The sequence below is a fragment of the Phocaeicola faecicola genome, assembly GCF_013618865.1.
GTDB classification, from domain to species: Bacteria; Bacteroidota; Bacteroidia; order Bacteroidales; family Bacteroidaceae; genus Phocaeicola; species Phocaeicola faecicola.
In genome coordinates this window covers 111,369-130,901 of the sequence record NZ_JABSOE010000001.1, presented here as the reverse complement: position 1 = coordinate 130,901, position 19,533 = coordinate 111,369, and the positions used below count along the sequence as shown (strand labels likewise).

General features: G+C 50.2%; 13 protein-coding genes. 9 read left to right on the top strand and 4 right to left on the bottom strand.

Annotation, left to right across the window (positions count from 1 at the left end):
• Positions 1-20: 20 nt before the first annotated feature.
• Genes nuoL through H3001_RS00405 form a run of 3 tightly spaced genes read left to right on the top strand, consistent with a single transcriptional unit; the run spans position 21 to position 4,862 of the window.
• Positions 21-1,910, top strand: coding sequence for an NADH-quinone oxidoreductase subunit L (gene nuoL / locus H3001_RS00415; protein ID WP_178245831.1), 1,890 nt, complete (start codon positions 21-23; stop codon positions 1,908-1,910).
• 18 nt (positions 1,911-1,928) lie between these two features.
• Complete coding sequence (locus H3001_RS00410; RefSeq protein WP_178245829.1) at positions 1,929-3,410, top strand: complex I subunit 4 family protein; 1,482 nt, start codon at positions 1,929-1,931, stop codon at positions 3,408-3,410.
• Positions 3,411-3,443: 33 nt separating this feature from the next.
• Positions 3,444-4,862, top strand: coding sequence for an NADH-quinone oxidoreductase subunit N (locus H3001_RS00405; protein WP_181213748.1), 1,419 nt, complete (start codon positions 3,444-3,446; stop codon positions 4,860-4,862).
• A gap of 101 nt (positions 4,863-4,963) precedes the next feature.
• On the opposite strand, the gene H3001_RS00400 is transcribed toward H3001_RS00405, so the two are convergent.
• The 3 genes from H3001_RS00400 to H3001_RS00390 all read right to left on the bottom strand — a co-directional run bounded on the left by H3001_RS00400 (position 4,964) and on the right by H3001_RS00390 (position 9,267).
• The gene (locus tag H3001_RS00400) at positions 4,964-6,442 is read right to left on the bottom strand and encodes an arylsulfatase (RefSeq protein ID WP_394367777.1); all 1,479 of its coding nucleotides are present in this window, start codon (positions 6,440-6,442) and stop codon (positions 4,964-4,966) included.
• Between the two features lie 220 nt (positions 6,443-6,662).
• On the bottom strand, positions 6,663-8,123 hold the full coding sequence (locus H3001_RS00395; protein WP_181213746.1) for an aminoacyl-histidine dipeptidase: 1,461 nt from the start codon (positions 8,121-8,123) through the stop codon (positions 6,663-6,665).
• A 136-nt stretch (positions 8,124-8,259) separates the two neighbouring features.
• A complete protein-coding gene (locus H3001_RS00390) occupies positions 8,260-9,267 on the bottom strand; it encodes a lysylphosphatidylglycerol synthase transmembrane domain-containing protein (RefSeq protein WP_181213745.1) in 1,008 nt (335 codons plus the stop codon).
• A 102-nt stretch (positions 9,268-9,369) separates the two neighbouring features.
• Here H3001_RS00390 and rsmA point away from each other — a divergent pair, with 102 nt between their 5' ends.
• The 4 genes from rsmA (at position 9,370) to H3001_RS00370 (ending at position 14,453) form a co-directional block, all read left to right on the top strand.
• Positions 9,370-10,176 carry a 16S rRNA (adenine(1518)-N(6)/adenine(1519)-N(6))-dimethyltransferase RsmA gene (rsmA, locus tag H3001_RS00385; RefSeq protein WP_178245821.1) on the top strand — a complete coding sequence of 269 codons (807 nt, stop codon included), beginning with the start codon at positions 9,370-9,372 and terminating at the stop codon, positions 10,174-10,176.
• Positions 10,177-10,246: 70 nt separating this feature from the next.
• A complete protein-coding gene (gene mgtE / locus H3001_RS00380) occupies positions 10,247-11,587 on the top strand; it encodes a magnesium transporter (RefSeq protein WP_178245819.1) in 1,341 nt (446 codons plus the stop codon).
• A 440-nt stretch (positions 11,588-12,027) separates the two neighbouring features.
• Positions 12,028-13,833 carry a DUF349 domain-containing protein gene (locus H3001_RS00375; RefSeq protein ID WP_181213744.1) on the top strand — a complete coding sequence of 602 codons (1,806 nt, stop codon included), beginning with the start codon at positions 12,028-12,030 and terminating at the stop codon, positions 13,831-13,833.
• Between the two features lie 119 nt (positions 13,834-13,952).
• The gene (locus tag H3001_RS00370) at positions 13,953-14,453 is read left to right on the top strand and encodes an NUDIX hydrolase (protein WP_178245815.1); all 501 of its coding nucleotides are present in this window, start codon (positions 13,953-13,955) and stop codon (positions 14,451-14,453) included.
• A gap of 203 nt (positions 14,454-14,656) precedes the next feature.
• On the opposite strand, the gene H3001_RS00365 is transcribed toward H3001_RS00370, so the two are convergent.
• Positions 14,657-15,124 carry a nucleoside deaminase gene (locus tag H3001_RS00365; protein ID WP_178245813.1) on the bottom strand — a complete coding sequence of 156 codons (468 nt, stop codon included), beginning with the start codon at positions 15,122-15,124 and terminating at the stop codon, positions 14,657-14,659.
• Positions 15,125-15,392: 268 nt separating this feature from the next.
• On the opposite strand from H3001_RS00365, the gene H3001_RS00360 reads away from it, so the two are divergent.
• Positions 15,393-16,424, top strand: coding sequence for an efflux RND transporter periplasmic adaptor subunit (locus H3001_RS00360; RefSeq protein WP_181213743.1), 1,032 nt, complete (start codon positions 15,393-15,395; stop codon positions 16,422-16,424).
• Positions 16,425-16,445: 21 nt separating this feature from the next.
• Positions 16,446-19,478 (top strand): efflux RND transporter permease subunit, encoded by a 3,033-nt coding sequence (locus H3001_RS00355; RefSeq protein WP_181213742.1) that lies wholly within the window; start codon positions 16,446-16,448, stop codon positions 19,476-19,478.
• The last annotated feature ends 55 nt before the right edge of the window (positions 19,479-19,533 follow it).

Below are 19,533 nucleotides of genomic sequence, written 5' to 3'. Positions count from 1 at the left end.
CACGAAATTAAAAGATTATTATGGAATATACGATTTTAATTCTCTTGCTTCCGATACTCAGCTTCCTGATTCTGGGACTGACGGGTATGTATATGAAGCACCGGCTGGCCGGACTGATCGGTACACTTTCACTGACAGGAGTGACACTGCTCAGTTACCTGACAGCCTTCAACTACTTCACTGCACCGCGTACGGCCGAAGGAGTGTATGCAACACTCACTCCATGGAATTTCCAATGGCTGCCCTTCACCGAATCGCTGCACATTGACATGGGCATCCTCCTCGATCCGATTTCGGTCATGATGCTGGTAGTCATCTCTACCGTTTCTCTGATGGTACACATCTACTCATTCGGATACATGAAAGGAGAAAAGGGATTCCAGCGTTACTACGCTTTCCTTTCACTTTTCACCTTCTCCATGCTCGGACTGGTAGTGGCTACCAATATCTTCCAGATGTACGTATTCTGGGAGCTGGTAGGTGTTTCCTCTTACCTGCTCATCGGTTTCTATTATACCAAGCCGGAGGCCATTGCAGCCAGCAAAAAAGCCTTTATCGTGACTCGTTTTGCCGACCTGGGCTTCCTCATCGGTATTCTGATTTACGGATACTACATGCAGACCTTCACCTTTACGCCGGGTGAGGAACAGCTGATGAAAGCCGGCATGGTACTGCCGTGGGCTTTGGGACTGATGTTCGTGGGAGGTGCCGGAAAAAGTGCCATGTTCCCCCTCCATATCTGGTTGCCCGACGCAATGGAAGGCCCGACTCCGGTCAGTGCCCTGATCCATGCAGCCACCATGGTGGTAGCCGGAGTTTACCTGGTAGCACGAATGTTCCCGCTTTTCATCGGATTTGCTCCCCATACCCTGCATGCCATTGCCTGGGTAGGTGCGTTCACCGCATTCTATGCAGCTTCCGTAGCCTGCGTACAGAGCGATATCAAGCGTGTGCTTGCCTTCTCTACCATCTCACAGATTGGATTCATGATGGTAGCCCTGGGTGTCTGCACCGCCATGCACCCGCACGAAGGTGGTCTGGGATACATGGCCAGCATGTTCCACCTTTTCACACACGCCATGTTCAAGGCCCTGCTCTTCCTGGGAGCCGGATGTATTATTCATGCCGTACACAGCAATGAGATGGAAACCATGGGTGGTCTCCGCAAGTATATGCCGATTACTCACATCACCTTCGGCATTGCCTGTCTGGCCATCGCAGGTATCCCTCCTTTCTCAGGTTTCTTCTCCAAAGATGAAATCCTGACTGCCTGCTTCGCATTCAGTCCCGCCATCGGATGGATCATGACCCTGATTGCCGGTATGACCGCCTTCTACATGTTCCGTCTGTACTACTGTATTTTCTGGGGCAAGGAAAACAAAGAACTTCATGCACACCACACCCCGCACGAAAGTCCGCTCACCATGACCTTCCCGCTGATGTTCCTGGCGGCAGTCACCCTGGTGGCAGGATTCATTCCTTTCGGACATTTCGTATCGTCCAACGGAGAAAGCTATGACATTCGCCTGAACACTCAGGTGGCTGTTACCAGCATCGTTGTGGCCGTAGTTGCCATCCTGCTCGCCACCTGGATGTATGCACGCGAAAAACAGCCGGTAGCCGAACAGCTGGCAAGCCGTTTCAGCACCCTGCACCGTGCCGCCTACAAGCGTTTCTATATGGATGAAATCTGGTTGTTCGTGACCAAGAGAATCATCTTCCGCTGCGTTTCCACTCCGCTGGCATGGTTCGACCGCCACGTCATCGACCAGTTCATGAACTTCATGGCATGGAGCACCCACGCTGCCGGAGAAACGGTACAACCCATTCAGAGCGGAAAGATCCAGAGCTATACCATGTGGTTCCTGGGAGGCATCATCCTGCTGACACTCATCTTATTGTTGAACTAAGAATAGAGACATTATCCTATGAACTTATTAAGTCTTTTTGTTTTAATACCCTTGTTGATGTTGCTGGGACTGTGGATGGCCCGCAACGTGAACCAGGTCCGTGGAGTAATGGTGGCAGGTTCTTCCCTGCTCCTGTTGCTGGCCGCATATCTCACCGTATCCTACATCGGGCTGCGTAATGCCGGTGCTACGGAAGAGATGCTTTTTACTGACAGTATTTCCTGGTATGCACCCCTCCATATCTGCTACTCGGTAGGAGTCGACGGAATCTCCGTAGTCATGCTGCTGCTGAGTGCCATCATTGTCTTTACCGGAACCTTCGCTTCCTGGAAGCTGAAACCCATGACCAAAGAATACTTCCTTTGGTTTACCCTGCTGAGCATCGGAGTGTTCGGATTCTTCATTTCTACCGACCTGTTCACCATGTTCATGTTCTACGAAGTGGCTTTGATTCCGATGTACCTGCTCATCGGAGTATGGGGAAGCGGAAAGAAGGAATATGCCGCCATGAAGCTGACGCTGATGCTGATGGGTGGATCGGCCTTCCTGCTCATCGGAATCCTGGGTATCTACTACGGTGCCGGAGCAGAGACCATGAATATTCTTGAAATTGTCCACCACAAGATACCGACCGAGATGCAGCGCATTTTCTTCCCTGCCATCTTCCTGGGATTCGGTGTGCTGGGAGCCTTGTTCCCCTTCCATACCTGGAGCCCTGACGGTCATGCCTCAGCACCGACTGCAGTCAGTATGCTGCATGCCGGCGTACTGATGAAGCTGGGAGGTTACGGATGTTTCCGCATCGCCATGTTCCTGATGCCGACCGGAGCTGCCATCTGGGGAGATTTCTTCCTGGTACTCACCACGATTTCGGTAGTTTACGGAGCCTTCAGTGCGGTTGTCCAGACCGACCTGAAATACATCAATGCCTATTCTTCAGTGAGCCACTGCGGACTGGTATTGTTTGCCCTGCTGATGATGACCCGTGTCAGTGCCACCGGAGCCATCCTGCAAATGTTGAGCCACGGTCTGATGACTGCCCTCTTCTTTGCACTGATCGGTATGATCTACGGACGTACCCACACACGTGACATCCGCCAGTTGAGCGGACTGATGAAAATCATGCCTTTCCTGGCAGTAGGTTATGTCATTGCCGGTCTGGCCAACCTCGGTCTGCCGGGATTGAGCGGATTCGTGGCAGAAATGACCGTATTTGTAGGTTCATTCCAGCATCCGGACTTGTTCCACCGCACCTGTACGGTAATTGCGACAATGAGTATTGTCATCACCGCAGTCTACATCCTGCGTGTGGTAGGAAAAATCCTGTACGGTACCTGCAAGAATCCGGAGCACCTGAAGCTGACAGACGCTACCTGGGACGAACGCTTTGCCGTAATCTGTCTGATCATTGCCGTAGCCGGACTGGGACTGGCTCCTTACTGGGTAAGTCACCTCATCAGTGGCAGTGTGGAACCGATCATCAGCCAACTGGGACTCTAATTTAGTTATCGAATCAATTAAAAAAGAAAAACAATGGATATAAGCAATTTATTTTCCATGCAGGCAGAAATCAGTCTGGCGCTTATCCTGATCATCATACTGGTAGCCGACCTGATAATGAAAGCCCCTGCACACAAGCCTCTTCAGGTATTGGCCTGTGGCCTGCTGGTGGTTCAGATTGCCCTGAACCTCATACCTTCTACCGGAGAAGCTTTCGGAGGCATGTACCACAATACCCCGATGACTTCGGTGGTAAAAACCATATTGACTGCAGGTACCCTGCTCGTATTCCTGCAGGCAGATACCTGGCTCTCACGCCCGGACACCCGTCATAAGGCCGGTGAATTCTACCTGCTGACCCTTTCTACCCTCTTGGGTATGTACTACATGGTAAGTGCCGGCAGTTTTCTGATTTTCTATGTAGGCCTGGAACTGGCAAGTATCCCTATGGCCTGCCTGGTAGCCTTCGACAAATACCGGAGCCACAGCGCCGAGGCCGGAGCCAAGTTCATCCTCAGCTCCATGTTCTCATCGGCATTGATGCTCTACGGTCTGTCACTTATCTACGGAACCTGCGGAACCATGTACTTCAGTGATATTACTGCTCACATCAGCGGTACTCCACTTCAGATCATGGCCATGGTATTCTTCTTTGCCGGACTGGGATTCAAGCTGAGTCTTGTACCTTTCCATATGTGGACACCCGATACCTACCAGGGAGCCCCCACTACAGTGAGCGGCTACCTTTCAGTCATCTCCAAGGGAGCGGCTGCCTTCGCCCTGATGAACATCCTTCTCCGGGTATTTGCACCGATGGCAGACAACTGGAGTCTGTTGCTGGAAGTGGTAATCGTGGTAACCATCACCATTGCCAACATTTTCGCCATCCTGCAGAAAGACCTGAAGCGATTCATGGCCTACAGTAGTATCTCACAGGCAGGCTACATCATGCTGGCAGTATTGGGAGCCTCTACACAGGGTATGGCTTCACTGGTATACTACGTGGTAGTTTACATTGTAGCCAACCTGGCAGTCTTCGGTGTAATCAGCACCGTAGAACAGCATCACCAGGGAACTGTCGACCGGGATGCCTACAACGGCCTCTACCAGACCAATCCCCGACTGACTTTTGTGATGACACTTGCCCTCTTCTCACTGGCAGGTATTCCTCCGTTTGCCGGATTCTTCTCTAAGTTCTTTGTCTTTGCTTCGGCCTTCCATGCCGGACACTGGCTGGTAGTTTTCCTGGCATTGGTCAATACCATCATCTCACTGTATTATTACCTGCTTATCGTGAAAGCCATGTACATCACTCCGAACGACCAGCCGATTCCGGCGTTCCGCAGCAGCCTGCTTACCCGGGTTTCTCTTGCTATCTGTTTCGCAGGAGTCATCCTTTTCGGTATCTGCAGCAGCATCTACACGGTACTGGAACAGTTGGACGCACAATAATCACAGCGACATACAAGCAAAAAAATCCTCCCCCGCCGTACATTGGCGAGGGAGGATTTTTCATATCTACCGATACGGTCTGACACATTTGTGCCATGCAATTACTTTTTATTATAATTAGGTCCGTATAGCATCGTTTTCTGCCGGATAACCGGCTTTCCGTCTTTTACAAACTCCTCTCCCCTTTCCTGAAGATGAGCCACCAATGCCTGACGCATCACCTTGATCCGGCTTGAATATTTCTTGTTATCCACCACATTCTTCAGCTCCTGAGGATCCTTTTCCAGGTCGAAAAGCATTTCAGAACCGTTATTAAAATTCCAGATATACTTCAGTTTTCCGTCGGTCAGTGCCATCCAGTAATTATCGTCACTGTAGCAGGTAGCATGTTCCAGGTCCAGGAATTCTCTCCAGCCTCTGGTATCTCCCTTCGCCAACTGCAACACGGACTTTCCGTCCATCTGTGCAGGAACCTCTCCTCCAGCGATTTCCAGGAAGGTAGGCAGCACATCCCTGAGTTCTACCGGCTGCTCGACTTTTCCGAGAGCAATGTGCAAGGCTGCAGGCCATTTGACGATATAAGGAATATGCACGGAACCCTCGTACGGATATGTCTTCCGCCAGTGATAATGGTCGCCCATCATATCTCCATGGTCGGATACAAAGACAATCAGTGAGTTGTCATACATTCCTTTTTCTTTCAATGCCTGGATAATCTTACCGATTTCCTCGTCAATAAAGGTAATGCTGGCATAATAATGCCGCTTGGAATTCTTAGCATACTCATCACCGAAGTTGCCGTAAGGTGCATCAGTAGCCACCTGCTCCGGATTCAATAATTGCTCATAACGGGAACACCATTCTCCTTTTGCAGGCCCCGGAATATTTACCTTCTCATACATCTCATAAAACCGGCGAGGCGGGTCGTACGGACTGTGCGGACGTGCAAAGGACACTTTCAGGAACAAGGGAGACGCGTTGTCATAGTGCTGTATCAGCTGACAGGCCATTTCAGAAGTCCAGCGGGTAGGATGCAACTCTTCCTTCAGCTTATATATCCCTGCCTGATGATCGTTCCATCCGATTCCTGTCGTATCCGGATTTCCTCCGGGGCAGTTCAACTGGAACCATTTGCGATAGTCGCTCTCAAAATTCTCATCTTCAATACGGCCGCTTTCGTCCAACAAAACTTCATGGAAACCGTGTTTGATTCGCTGAGGATGCCAATGCATCTTACCGATGCCAAACGTATAGTACCCCAGATCGCGCAGCATCTGCGGCATTTCATACTGACAGTTTACAGGCACATTTCCATATCCCAGCAATCCGGTGTGCCACGGCGACTGTCCTGTCAGCAGGCAGGCCCTTGCCGGTGTACTGCTCGGGCAACTGGAATATCCTTTCGTATAAAGTGTTCCTTCGCTCGCAAGCTGATCCAAGTTCGGTGAGATTACCGGATTCCCCATACAGCCCAAGGCATCCCCACGATGCTGGTCGGTCATGATCAATATAATATGAGGAGGTGTCTCCGCCATTGCAGCCGACAAACTCAAGTACCCCATTATCCCCAAAGAAATCATGTTTGCATTCATAGTAAAATCATTAACAAATAACTTTTTTCAAATATATGATAAAAATAGGAGAGATTGAAATCTTATTGACCAACCGTTCCATTCACAAATAAAAAATCTTTTGGCAGATGAGAAAATACCACTCACCCACCAAAAGATTTGTTCAAGCCAGCCAGAGAGTCAGGAAAATCCCCCCCCTCTCAAGCCGGGTTTATAATATCCAGCCGGATTATTTCTTTTCCGGTGTATTTTCCAATGTAGCTACCAGGAACTCGTAGAACTTAGCCACAGTCGGGATGTTGCAGCGTTCTTCCGGAGTATGCGGACACTGCAGTGTAGGACCGAATGAAATCATGTCAAGTCCCGGAATCACTGCTCCGATGATACCGCATTCCAGACCGGCATGGATGACCTTCACAGCCGGCTCTACACCAAACTGAGCCTTGTAAGAGGCCTTCATGGCGTGCAATATCGGAGAGTTGACGTTAGGTTCCCAGCCTGAGTAGCTGCCTGAGCGTTCTACGTGCATACCTGCCATAGAGAAACAGCTTTCGATGGCCGTATTGCGATAATCCTTCATTGAGTCGCGTGAGCTGCGGGTAAGTACCTTGATGGCAGCCTTTCCATTGGCGATTTCCACGATGGCCAGGTTAGAAGAAGTCTCTACCGTATCCGGAATGGTCGGGATGAAACGTTCCACACCGTTCGGACAAGCATAGATTGCATCTACCAGGTTGTCGCGGATTTCTTCCGGAACCATGTATTTCGGCAATTCCACCTTTTCAGCAGTGAAGCTGAGGTTGTCTTCGATGGTATCGAACTCATCGCGCCATACCTGTTCACATTCGCCTACAAAGGCCAGTACATCTTCCACTTCAGTCTCAGGTACGGTAATCACCACCTCACATTCACGTGGAATGGCATTACGCATGTTACCGCCTTCCCAAGATACCAGACAAGCCTCATCATAAGCAATCACCTGGTTCATGAAACGGGCCATCAGCTTATTGGCATTGGCATGTCCCCAGCCAATCTGAATACCTGAATGACCGCCTCTCAATCCTTTCAGTGTCACTTTCAGTGCCACGTCTTCCGGATCGGTTTCTTCTTCGCGGTATTCCAGGGTAGCAGTCAGGTCTTCACCACCGGCACAACCGATGTAAAGTTCACCTTCGTCTTCCGAATCCAGGTTCAGCAGGATATCTCCTTCCACCGTACCCGGCTTCAGTCCGAACGCACCGTACATGCCTGTCTCTTCGTCGGAAGTAATCAAGGCTACCAGCGGACCGTGCTTCAAGGTCTTGTCTTCCATTACTGCCATGATTGCAGCCACACCCATACCGTTGTCGGAACCCAGTGTAGTACCTTTGGCCTTCACCCATTCACCGTCCACATAGGTCTGGATAGGATCGTTTTCAAAGTCATGCACCGTTTCCTTGTTTTTCTGAGGCACCATGTCCATGTGAGCCTGCAGGATCACCGTCTTGCGGTTCTCCATACCCGGAGTAGCCGGTTTGCGGTAAATTATATTTCCAGCTTCGTCCTGAAACGCTTCGACACCTACACTCTTGCCGAACTCCAGCAAAAATGCCTGTATTTTCTTCAGATGTCCTGACGGACGAGGAATCTGAGTCAACGAATAGAAATGCTTCCACACATTCTGTGGAGCCAGAGAAAGAATTTCACTCATACGTTTATTTTTAAAGATTGTAATTTGTCAAGTTCATAAGTCTGAATGAAACTGATTCACTTAAGAACTGATATATTCTAAAATATATATTCTAATCCCAATTAATGCCTTCTTGCCGGCCCGTCCTCCTTCCGGTTCAGGCCGTTTTCTGCTTTTTGTTGGTCAGCGGCAGAGCCACCAGACCGTATATCCCTAACAAAATTAATAAAAAGGTTTGAATACCATGCACTAAAAGTGCAAATATTCCTGCTTCTTCTTTACTGATGCCATACATCATCATCATGGTGATGACAGCAAAGTGCCACGGACCGGCCCCGTTGGGGGTAGGAACAATGACGGCGATACTTCCCACCACAAAAATCACCAGTCCCGCTACCCAGTCGAGGTGTTCGGAAAATCCGAAGCAGAAGAAGGTGAGGTAAAAATGCAGGAAGTAGCAAACCCAGATTCCTAGTGTATAAAACAGATACAGGTAAGGATGATCCAGGCGTCGCAGCGACAGACATCCCTGCCATACGTTCCGCAGGATTCCTTTCACCTTGGTGAAAAAAGCCAGCCGCCTTATGAGCCATACCGCCAATATCAGTACCGCCAGAATGCAGACCGCCGAAATATAAAAGTTGACAGAGGTAAACAGGTGAAGGAAAAATGCCCCGTCGGTACCCGTAATCCGGAAGAAAGTGGCGAACGTGCCCGACTGCAGCAGCAGTGTCATCAGGGTAATCAGCATCACGCACACCGTATCAATGAGCCGTTCGGAAATGACGGTTCCCAGCGATTTCGAAAAAGAAACCCCATTGTATTTGGCCAGAATGCCGCAGCGGGAAACCTCGCCCACACGAGGGAGCACCAGATTGGCGGCATAAGAGACAAAGATGGCATAGACGCTGTTCGAGGCCTTCGGATGCTCATCCAGCGGAGCCAAAGCCAGCAGCCAGCGCCACCCTCGGAGCAGGTGTGACAGCACACCGAAAAAAAGCGACAACAACATCCACGAATAATTGATTCCCCCGCTGAGTACTTCCCCTATACTCCCAAAGTCAAAACCATGATAAGTCCATATCAGGATTGCGCTTCCCAATAATAGCGGAAAAGCAATCTGAATTGCCCTGCTCATCAGTTTTTTTATATCAGTTCGTTCCAAAACCTAATCATTTATTAAAGATTAATGCTTAACTTTGCACGATGCAAAGATAATATCTTGCCCGAATAAATCTTAGTTTACATCAAGAAAATACATTGAGGAATGAAATTAGTTAAACCGAAAAAGTTCTTGGGACAGCATTTTTTAAAGGATTTGCAGGTAGCAAGCGATATTGCCGATACGGTAGACAGCTGTCCGGAACTGCCGATTCTGGAGGTAGGACCCGGGATGGGTGTACTCACTCAGTTCCTGATTCCCAAGCAGCGGGAGGTCAAGGTAGTGGAACTGGACTTCGAATCGGTGGCTTATCTGCGTGAGCATTTCGCCCAGCTGGGAGACCACATCATCGAACAGGACTTCCTGAAGATGGACCTGTCGAAGCTTTTCGACGGCAAGCCCTTCGTACTGACGGGAAATTATCCATATAATATTTCCAGCCAGATTTTTTTCAAGATGCTGGACTATAAGGACCTGATACCTTGCTGCACGGGCATGATACAGAAGGAGGTGGCCGAACGCATCGCTGCCGGACCGGGAAGCAAGACGTACGGTATCCTGAGCGTGCTGATACAGGCATGGTACCGGGTAGAGTACCTGTTTACGGTGCATGAGCACGTGTTCAACCCTCCCCCCAAGGTAAAAAGTGCGGTCATCCGCATGACCCGCAACGAGACGCGGGAACTGGGATGCAACGAGAAGCTGTTCAAGCAGATTGTGAAAACGACTTTCAACCAGCGGAGAAAGACCCTGCGCAACTCCATCTCGACCATCCTCGACAAGAATCATCCGCTCAGTGCCGACCCTATCTTCAACAAGCGGCCGGAGCAGCTGTCGGTACAGGATTTCATCGAACTGACCAACCGGGTGGAGCAGGCACTGGCAGAGAGTGCGGATGCAGCGCAACAATAATCAGTCTTAAATTTGAGTAAAAACCATGCTGCGGATACGCTTCCGCATGCATTTAAATATCGGGATCAGTATGGAAAATGAAGTATTGAAGAATGTTTCGGAACTGATTGAGAACAAGGAGTCGGAAAAGCTGAAAACGGTGCTCGAAGGAATGCACCCGGCCGACATCGCCGAATTGTGTAATGAACTGGATGCCGAGGAGGCCCGTTCGATCTACCTGCTGCTCGACAACGAGAAGGCGGCCGATGTGCTGATTGAGATGGACGAGGACGCCCGAAAGAACTTCCTGGATATTTTGCCGTCGGAAACCATCGCCAAGCGGTTTGTGGACTACATGGATTCGGACGATGCGGTAGACATTATCCGTGAGATGGATGAAGACAAGCAGGAAGAGGTGCTTTCGCACATCGAGGACATCGAGCAGGCGGGAGACATTGTCGACTTGCTGAAGTACGACGAGGATACGGCCGGTGGTATCATGGGTACGGAGATGGTGATCGTGAACGAGAACTGGAGTATGCCCGAGTGTCTGCGCGAGATGCGTATCCAGGCCGAGGAGATGGACGAGATCTACTACGTGTATGTGGTGGATGACGACGAGCGTCTGCGGGGCGTATTTCCGCTGAAGAAGATGATTACCAGTCCGTCGGTTTCGAAGGTGAAGCACGTGATGAAGAAGGACCCGATATCGGTACACGTGGATACCGAACTGGAAGAGGTGGTTCAGATTATCGAGAAATACGACTTGGTGGCCGTTCCGGTAGTGGACAGCATCGGCCGCCTGGTGGGACGTATCACGGTAGACGACGTGATGGACGAGGTACGTGAACAGGCCGAACGCGACTACCAGTTGGCTTCGGGTTTGTCACAGGACGTTGAATCGCACGATAACGTGTTCCGTCAGACCACCGCCCGCCTGCCCTGGCTGCTCATCGGTATGCTGGGAGGTATCGGAAACTCCATGATTCTGGGCAACTTCGATGCTACTTTCGCGGCGCACCCGGAGATGGCACTGTACATTCCGCTGATCGGTGGTACGGGAGGAAACGTGGGAACCCAGTCGTCGGCCCTGGTGGTACAGGGACTGGCCAACAGTTCGCTCGATGCCGGAAACACCCTGCAGCAGGTCATGAAGGAATCGGTGGTAGCCCTGATCAATGCCACCATCATTTCCATGCTGGTTTACATTTACAACTTCATCCGTTTCGGCGCACACGCAACGGTCAGCTATTCGGTTTCCATCAGTCTGTTTGCCGTGGTGATGTTTGCCTCCATCTTCGGTACACTGGTGCCCATGACGCTCGAGAAGCTGAAAATCGACCCGGCCATTGCGACCGGTCCGTTTATCGCCATTACCAATGACATTATCGGTATGCTTATGTATATGGGAATTACCGTGCTGCTTTCGTAATCAGATACGCCTGACGACAGATACTTTACCCCGCGTACGGAAGTCGTACAACCTCCGTACGCGGGTCGTATGACCCGGGCTGCAAGGTTGTCCGACCTTGCAGCCCGGGTTTCCGTTTAAAAAACCGTTCTCCACAGAACCTCAGGGCGTTCTTCCACATCTTTTCCTTTATCCGTTTTTCTTTCTTTCCCCGCCCGGCAGACAAAAACTCCCTGAGCCGAAAGCAAATTCCTCCACGGATAAAAATATGAAACCTAAAAGGAAAAAAAATTGGCAAAAAAATATGAAAATCAGATTTTATTCCTTTAATTTGTATCTATTGAATATAATCAAGATACTATATCGAACAAGAAAGTTGAGCATGACATCCTGATAATCCCCTTCCTTATCCGATATAAAAGCCTGTTAATAAAAATATTATTCTTTAAAATCTACATACGATGGAAGTAAATGAAACAAACCGCCCATTAACCGAAGCTACAGCCATGAACGAGTCTGAAGTTTCAGTTCCTACTGCCGGCACTACTGAGAACACCAGTAGCTATGTACCTAAGCAAACAAAAGAAGAGGTCATAATACGCTTGCAAGAAATCAGTCTGGATCCTTGCCAGGCAGATAAACAGGAAATAGACTTACTTAAACAGACCTTTTACAAACTGCACAAGGCAGAGCAAGAGGCCGCACGCAAAGCGTTCATTGACGAGGGTGGAAATCCGGATGAGTTTACTCCTGTAAAAGATGACAAAGAAAATACGTTCAAGGAAGTGATGGCCGTCATCAAGGAAAAACGGAGCAAGATGGCTGCCGAACAGGAGCAGGAAAAAGAGGAAAACCTGCAGAAAAAACTGGACATTCTGGAGAAGATGAAGGCCTTGATCGACAACACGGAGGATACGGGAAAGATTTACAACGAATTCAAGCAGTTGCAGCAGGACTGGAATGAAATCAAGCAGATTCCGGTAGGCAAGGTCAACGAACTGTGGAAAACGTATCAGTTGTATACCGAAAAGTTCTACGACATGGTGAAACTGAACAACGAGTTCCGCGAATACGATTTCAAGAAGAACCTGGAACAGAAAAACCGCCTGTGTGAGGCAGCCGAAAAGCTGACCGAGGAACCGGATGTGGTGTCTGCCTTCCATCAGTTGCAGAAACTGCACCAGGAGTTCCGGAACATCGGACCGGTGGCCAAGGAATTGCGCGAAAGCATCTGGGCACGCTTCAAGGTAGCTTCTACCCTGGTCAACCGCCGTCATCAGCAGCACTTCGAGGAACTGAAGGAAAAAGAACAGCATAATCTGGACCAGAAGACCGTTATCTGCGAAATTGCGGAAGCCATGGAATACGATACGTTCAAGACATTTGCCGACTGGGAAGACAAGACACAGGAAATCCTGGCCCTGCAGGCCAAATGGAAGACCATCGGTTATGCTCCGCAGAAAATGAACGTGAAGATATTCGAACGTTTCCGGGCTGCCTGTGATGAGTTCTTCAGAAGAAAAGCGGCTTTCTTCAAATCGGTGAAGGAAAACATGGCCGAGAACCTGGAGAAGAAAAAGGCACTTTGCGAAAAGGCTGAGGCACTGAAAGACAGTACCGACTGGAAGGAAACGGGTGAGATATTGACCAAGCTGCAGAAGGAATGGAAGACCATCGGTCCGGTGGCCAAGAAACATTCGGATGCGGTATGGAAACGCTTCATCGGAGCTTGCGACTATTTCTTCGCACAGAAGAACAAGGCGACTTCTTCACAGCGTTCGGTAGAAGTGGACAACCTGGCAAAGAAGGAAGAGATTATCAAGCAACTGGCTGCCCTGGATGCTTCGGGCACTACGGATGAGGCTACTGCAGAGACTACCCGCAACCTGATCAAGGAGTGGAACAACACGGGACATGTGCCTTTCAAGGAAAAGGACCGTCTGTACAACGAGTTCCACGGACTGGTGGACAAACTGTTCGGCAAGCTGAATATCTCGGCTTCAGAAAAGAAACTGAACAGCTTCAAGTCCAAACTGGGCAAGGGAGACAATCTGTATCGCGACCGTGAAAAACTGGTGCGGACGTACGAGGGATTGAAGAATGACATTCAGACATATGAGAACAACCTGGGCTTCCTGAACTCGGCTTCGAAGAAGGGAAATACGCTGGTGATTGAAATCAACCGGAAGATTGAACGTCTGAAGGGAGATATGGAACTGGTGCTGAAGAAGATTGCGGCAATTGATGAGAAACTGGAAGAAAAATAAGTATTTGACTGCATATTGTATTGTTTAGTTAAGGGATAGCGAAGAACGTGTGGCAGTCTCCCCCTGGGAGGTTATCACTGTTCTTCGCTTTTCTTGTATCAGTAAAAAACATGTTGGAAATGATGACAGATAATCAAGAGGAAATGTTTCCGGTAGTGGATGAAGAGGGTAATATTACGGGAGCGGCAAGTCGCGGGGAGTGTCACGGAGGCAGCAAGCTGCTTCATCCGGTAGTGCACCTGCATGTGTTCAACAGCAAGGGGGAACTGTACCTGCAGAAGCGTCCGGAATGGAAGGATATTCAGCCTGGAAAATGGGATACGGCCGTAGGAGGTCATGTAGACCTGGGTGAGAGTGTGGATATGGCCCTGAAACGGGAGGTGCGTGAGGAACTGGGAATTACGGATTACGAGCCTACTCAGCTGACGCATTATGTATTTGAATCGGAAAGGGAAAAGGAACTGGTGTTCTGTTTCCGTACCCAGTATGACGGTCCGGTTGCTCCCAGTGACGAACTGGACGGAGGGCGTTTCTGGCCGTTGGAGGAAATCAGGGAGAACCTGGGAAAGGGTGTCTTCACTCCGAATTTCGAACAGGAGTTCAAGCGCCTGGGCTTCTGATTCCGGCAATACTGCGGAAACGTGCATGAATCGTAGAAACAATAAAAAATCCATGACAGACTGTCTGAAGGCAGTTGCCATGGATTTTTCTTTATCCAGAAGGAATAACCGGTCCGAACGGTTTCCCGGATTTATCTTTACAAACGGAACGGTGACAGCCGACCAACCGGTACTGTGGCCTCACCGCAGACGGAGAAAAGGCATCAGTATTCTACCTTATCTTCCTTCGCACTCCAGTCGCGGAAGGCCTTGATGGCCTCTTCGGGCAACAAGGCTTCCGATTTCAGCTTCCGGTCTTCCGGTTTCAGATCCAATTCTTCGTAAATAAACGCATCGTCGAAACCGATGGCAGCCGCATCGTGCTTGTTGTTTCCATAATACATACGGTCCAGGTGCGCCCAATAGATGGCTCCCAGGCACATCGGACAGGGCTCGCAAGAGGTATAGATTTCACATCCGCTCAGATCAAAGGTACCCAGCACCTTGGCGGCAGTCCGAATGGCACTCACTTCGGCATGTGCCGTAGGGTCACAGTCGGGAGTCACACGGTTCACCCCCATCGCTATAATCTCACCGTTGCGGGCAATGACTGCTCCGAACGGTCCGCCGCCTTCGGCTACATTCTGTACCGAAAGTTCAATGGCCTTGCGCATCAACTCTTCTTTTGTCATAGTCAGTCTAATTTTATTAATAGAAATTACCGGGTCTCAGCCGCTGTCGGAATTACTTTCCACTTCGCCGGACACAGGGGCGTCCGGTCCTGACAACCCATATACGAAGATAAGAAAAAACTTTGAAAATCAAATACTCCCGCACAGGTTTTCAGCTACAGCCGGCACTTTATACGGTTGGGTAGAGGAATCTGACACTTCGGAAAAGTATTTCGCACCCGGCAGAAAGGAAAACCTACCTTTGTGTACATCAAACAGAAAGAAGCGTATGAAAAAGGTATTATTGATCGGAGCATGCTGCGGCCTCGTAGCGTGCGGTCCAAAAGAAGAAAAGGTAAAAGAGGTTATACCCATACAGACCGTTGAGGCTCAGGCTGGAGACTTCAATGGCGAAAGGAGTTATTCGTTTATCTCACAGCCTTACCGCACTACCAACCTGTCGTTCCGTGTCAGCGGACCGGTGTATGAGTTCAAGGTGCAGAGCGGACAGTTTTTCCGCAAGGGGCAGGTGATTGCCGAGATTGACAACCGCGATTTTGTGATACGCAAGGAACGGACAGAGGCCATTTTCGAACAGGCCAAGAACGACTATGCCCGCATCTCAAACCTTTATCAGAAAGATAATATCTCTGCAACCAACTACGAGCAGGCAAAGGCGAATTATGAAAAGGCAAAAGCGGACTATCAGACGGCGGTGAATGAACTGAATGATACACGGCTGACCGCTCCTTTCGACGGGTATGTGCAGCAGGTGTTCATCGAGCGCTTCCAGGATGTGAAGGCTTCTTCGCCGGTGGTCAGTTTCATTGATATTTCCCGGATCAAGGCGGAGGTATACCTGACCGAAGACATGGCTGGAAGAATCAAGGAACAGCCGGATTCGGTGGACTGCCGCATCCGCTTTCACATGACGGGCAACCGCGACTATGAGCCGTCGGAGGTCTTTCTGACCCAGAGTGTGACCGAAAACAATCTTTCTTATCGTTATACAGCTATCATTGATAATCAAGACTACAGTCTGTTAGGAGGAATGAGCGGAAGTCCCTCTTTGCACAATTCATCTATCCTATACCCGAAAACTTCCGTATTCATTCCTCAGACGGCTGTAGGATACACTCCGGAGAAAGGTACGTTCGTATGGCAGGTAAGGGACGACCGGACAGTGACGCAGGTTCCGGTCCGACTGGGTAACATCGAAAAGAACAACCGTGTAGAAGTGACTGCCGGACTGAAACCGGGCGACCGCATCGCAGCTTCCCGTATCAGTCAGCTTTCAGAGAATGACCCGATCAGTTTTTAACCCTTTATCCGGAAGAAAATCATGAAACAAATTGCAAAATTCTTTCTTCAGAACAAGGCGCTGAGCTGGTTGCTGCTGACATTGATCTTACTGGGAGGTATTTATTCGTACATCAACATGGGAAAACTGGAGGATGCTCCGTTTACCATCAAGCAGGCCCTGGTGACGACGACGTATCCGGGAGCATCGGCGCTGGAAGTGCAGCAGCAGGTAACGGATGTACTGGAAGAATCCATCCAGTCGCTGGGAGAATTGTATTACCTGAAAAGTGACAACCGTGCGGGTTTGTCGAAGATTACGGTATATGTCAAGAAGGAAATCCGCGCGAAGGACATGCAGCAGTTATGGGACAAGCTCCGCCGCAAGGTGAACGATGTACAGTCGAAATTGCCTGCAGGGGCAGGGCCGTCGGTAGTCAACGATGACTTCGGTGATGTACTGGGAGTTTTCTACGGACTGAGCAGCGAAAGCCGTACGTACCGTGAGCTGGAGGATCAGGCAAAGGAAATCAAGAACGAACTGCTTGCCGTGGAAGATGTGGCCCGGATTGAGCTCTTCGGTATACAGAACCGGAGCATTGAGGTGACAGTGAACCCGGGAATGCTCTCTCAGACCGGGGTGACACTGGCGGATATTGCTTCGGCCTTCGAAAAGCAGAACAAGATTGTGGATGCCGGAGGCATGGAGACAGCGTCGCTCCGGCTGCGTATCGAGGCGGAAGGCAGTTTCAGCAGTCTGCAGGAAATAGAGAATCTTACGGTGGTATCGAAAGACGGAGGTTATTTCCGTCTGGGTGAGATTGCCGACGTATGCGAGAGTTATGTGCATCCGGCACGCAACCTGATGAAGATTAACGGGGTACCGGCTGTCGGCATTGCCATTTCCACGGTGGCCGACGGAAACGTGGTTGACATGGCGGAACGTGTGGCACAGCACGTAGACGCACTGAACGAGCGTATGCCGGAAGGCTTCCGGCTGACTCCGATATACGACCAAGGACATGAATCGGCAGTGGCCAACGACGGTTTTGTGCTGAACCTCATTGTTTCCGTACTGACCGTAGTGGGAGTGTTGCTTGGCTTCATCGGACTCAAGAACGGATTCCTAATCGGAAGCGGACTGATTTTTTCCATCTTCGGTACGCTGATTTACATGCAGGCTACAGGAATCGCCTTGCAGCGCATGTCGCTGGCAGCCATCATCATTGCCATGGGTATGCTGGTGGACAATGCCATTGTGGTGTACGATGCGGCCCTGGTCAACATGCAGCGGGGAATGCGGAAACGGGTAGCCATCCTTTCTGCCGTTTCGTCTACGGCCATGCCGCTTCTGGGAGCCACATTAATTGCCGTACTGGCCTTCCTTCCAGTCTATCTGTCACCGCACATTACCGGAGAGTTGCTCTCTACCCTCTTCATTGTCATTGCAGTTTCACTGCTGCTGAGCTGGATTCTCGCCATCAGTCAGAATATCTTCTTTGTACAGGAGTTTGTAAGACGTCCCCGCCCGGAGGAACTGAAGGGAGAACTTTTCCAGGGAAAATATTACGACCTGTTCCGGAAGGCCCTGAAAACCACCATCCGGAAAAAATATACGATTGTAGGTGCCATGGTACTGTTGCTGGTATGCGCCGGAATGGGATTCAGGTTCATTCCCCAGCGCTTTACTCCCCTGCTGAACAAGCAGTATTTCACCATCGACATGTGGCTTCCGGAAGGTACCCGGATTGAAAAGACCGAAAAGCAGGTGGCCGAACTGGCTGCTTACCTGCAAAACCAGCCGGGAGTGAAGCAGGTAACCACCTTTACCGGACAGACGCCTCCGAGGTATTACCTGTCGAATGCAGCATACGGGCCTCAGCCGAATCATGCCCAGTGCCTGATTGAAACGGAGACACCCGAAATCTCACGGCAACTGCAAGAGCAGCTGCAGCAGGAAATAGCTACTCTTCAACCCGACGGCATGATCCGCATCAACAGTTTCGAAATCAACTCGGTTCCGCAGGCCCTGATTGAGGCACGCTTCTGCGGCGATGATCCTGCGGTACTGGATTCGCTGACCCAGATAGCCATCGATATCATGCGGAAGAACCCGAAAGTAATGAATGCCAGAAACGAATGGGGAAATACAGCCATGATGATTGAGGCGGGATACGACCCGATCAAGGCCGGAAAGGTGAACATCGGACGGAACGACATGATGACTGCCGTAAAAAGTCTTACGGACGGTACGGCAATCGGCACTTACCGTGATGGCGACAAGAAGGTACCGGTATTGCTTCATACCCCGGGTTACGAGGACTGGAACCTCGACAACCTGAAGGACTTGCAGATATGGAACGGGAAACAATCGGCCCCGCTGGCACAGGTGACCGGAGAAATACGGACAGGATGGGAATACCCGCTGGTAAGAACTTACAACCGGAAGTTGTCGATGGCCGCACAGTGCGACGTACAGCCCGGATATACCATGAAAGAGGTGCACGGAGAAATCAGAAAGGAAGTCGAACAGATCCAGTTGCCCGAAGGATATACTTTCTTCTGGGACTCACAGTACAAAGACCAGAAAGAAGCCATGCAGGCTCTTACGCAGTACTTTCCGCTGGCTATCCTCCTGCTGATTCTGATTCTGGTAGGGCTGTTCGGCAATTTCCGCCAGCCACTCATCATTTTCCTGATTCTGCCCCTCTCGCTCATCGGTATGGTGTTCGGACTGCTGGTTACGGGATTTGAGTTCGGCTTCTTCTGCATTGCCGGATGGTTGGGACTGCTGGGAATGATTATCAAAAATGTCATCGTACTGCTGGACGAAACCAACATCCAGTTGCGTGCCGGAGCGACTCCGCAGCAGGCCATCATCGAGGCTACCGTATCCAGGGCACGTCCGGTACTGATGGCAGCCCTGACCACCGTATTCGGAAGTGTGCCGCTGCTGTTCGATATCGTCTTCGGAGGTATGGCCGCCACCATCGTGTTCGGTCTGACGTTCGCTACCCTCCTTACACTTTTCGTGACTCCGGCACTGTATGCCGTTTTCTACCGGATTAAAATCTAGGGACATTTCAGTCCCCGGATTCCGGCGGTATTTATTTTTTTACTAACTTTAAACG

Bases quoted from the DNA above. Each gene is read 5' to 3' on its own strand.
- nuoL (WP_178245831.1), top strand. From the start codon at position 21: ATGGAATATACGATTTTAATTCTCTTGCTTCCGATACTCAGCTTCCTG.
- H3001_RS00410 (WP_178245829.1), top strand. From the start codon at position 1,929: ATGAACTTATTAAGTCTTTTTGTTTTAATACCCTTGTTGATGTTGCTG.
- H3001_RS00405 (WP_181213748.1), top strand. From the start codon at position 3,444: ATGGATATAAGCAATTTATTTTCCATGCAGGCAGAAATCAGTCTGGCG.
- H3001_RS00400 (WP_394367777.1), bottom strand. From the start codon at position 6,442: ATGATTTCTTTGGGGATAATGGGGTACTTGAGTTTGTCGGCTGCAATG.
- H3001_RS00395 (WP_181213746.1), bottom strand. From the start codon at position 8,123: ATGAGTGAAATTCTTTCTCTGGCTCCACAGAATGTGTGGAAGCATTTC.
- rsmA (WP_178245821.1), top strand. From the start codon at position 9,370: ATGAAATTAGTTAAACCGAAAAAGTTCTTGGGACAGCATTTTTTAAAG.
- mgtE (WP_178245819.1), top strand. From the start codon at position 10,247: ATGGAAAATGAAGTATTGAAGAATGTTTCGGAACTGATTGAGAACAAG.
- H3001_RS00375 (WP_181213744.1), top strand. From the start codon at position 12,028: ATGGAAGTAAATGAAACAAACCGCCCATTAACCGAAGCTACAGCCATG.
- H3001_RS00370 (WP_178245815.1), top strand. From the start codon at position 13,953: ATGATGACAGATAATCAAGAGGAAATGTTTCCGGTAGTGGATGAAGAG.
- H3001_RS00365 (WP_178245813.1), bottom strand. From the start codon at position 15,124: ATGACAAAAGAAGAGTTGATGCGCAAGGCCATTGAACTTTCGGTACAG.
- H3001_RS00360 (WP_181213743.1), top strand. From the start codon at position 15,393: ATGAAAAAGGTATTATTGATCGGAGCATGCTGCGGCCTCGTAGCGTGC.
- H3001_RS00355 (WP_181213742.1), top strand. From the start codon at position 16,446: ATGAAACAAATTGCAAAATTCTTTCTTCAGAACAAGGCGCTGAGCTGG.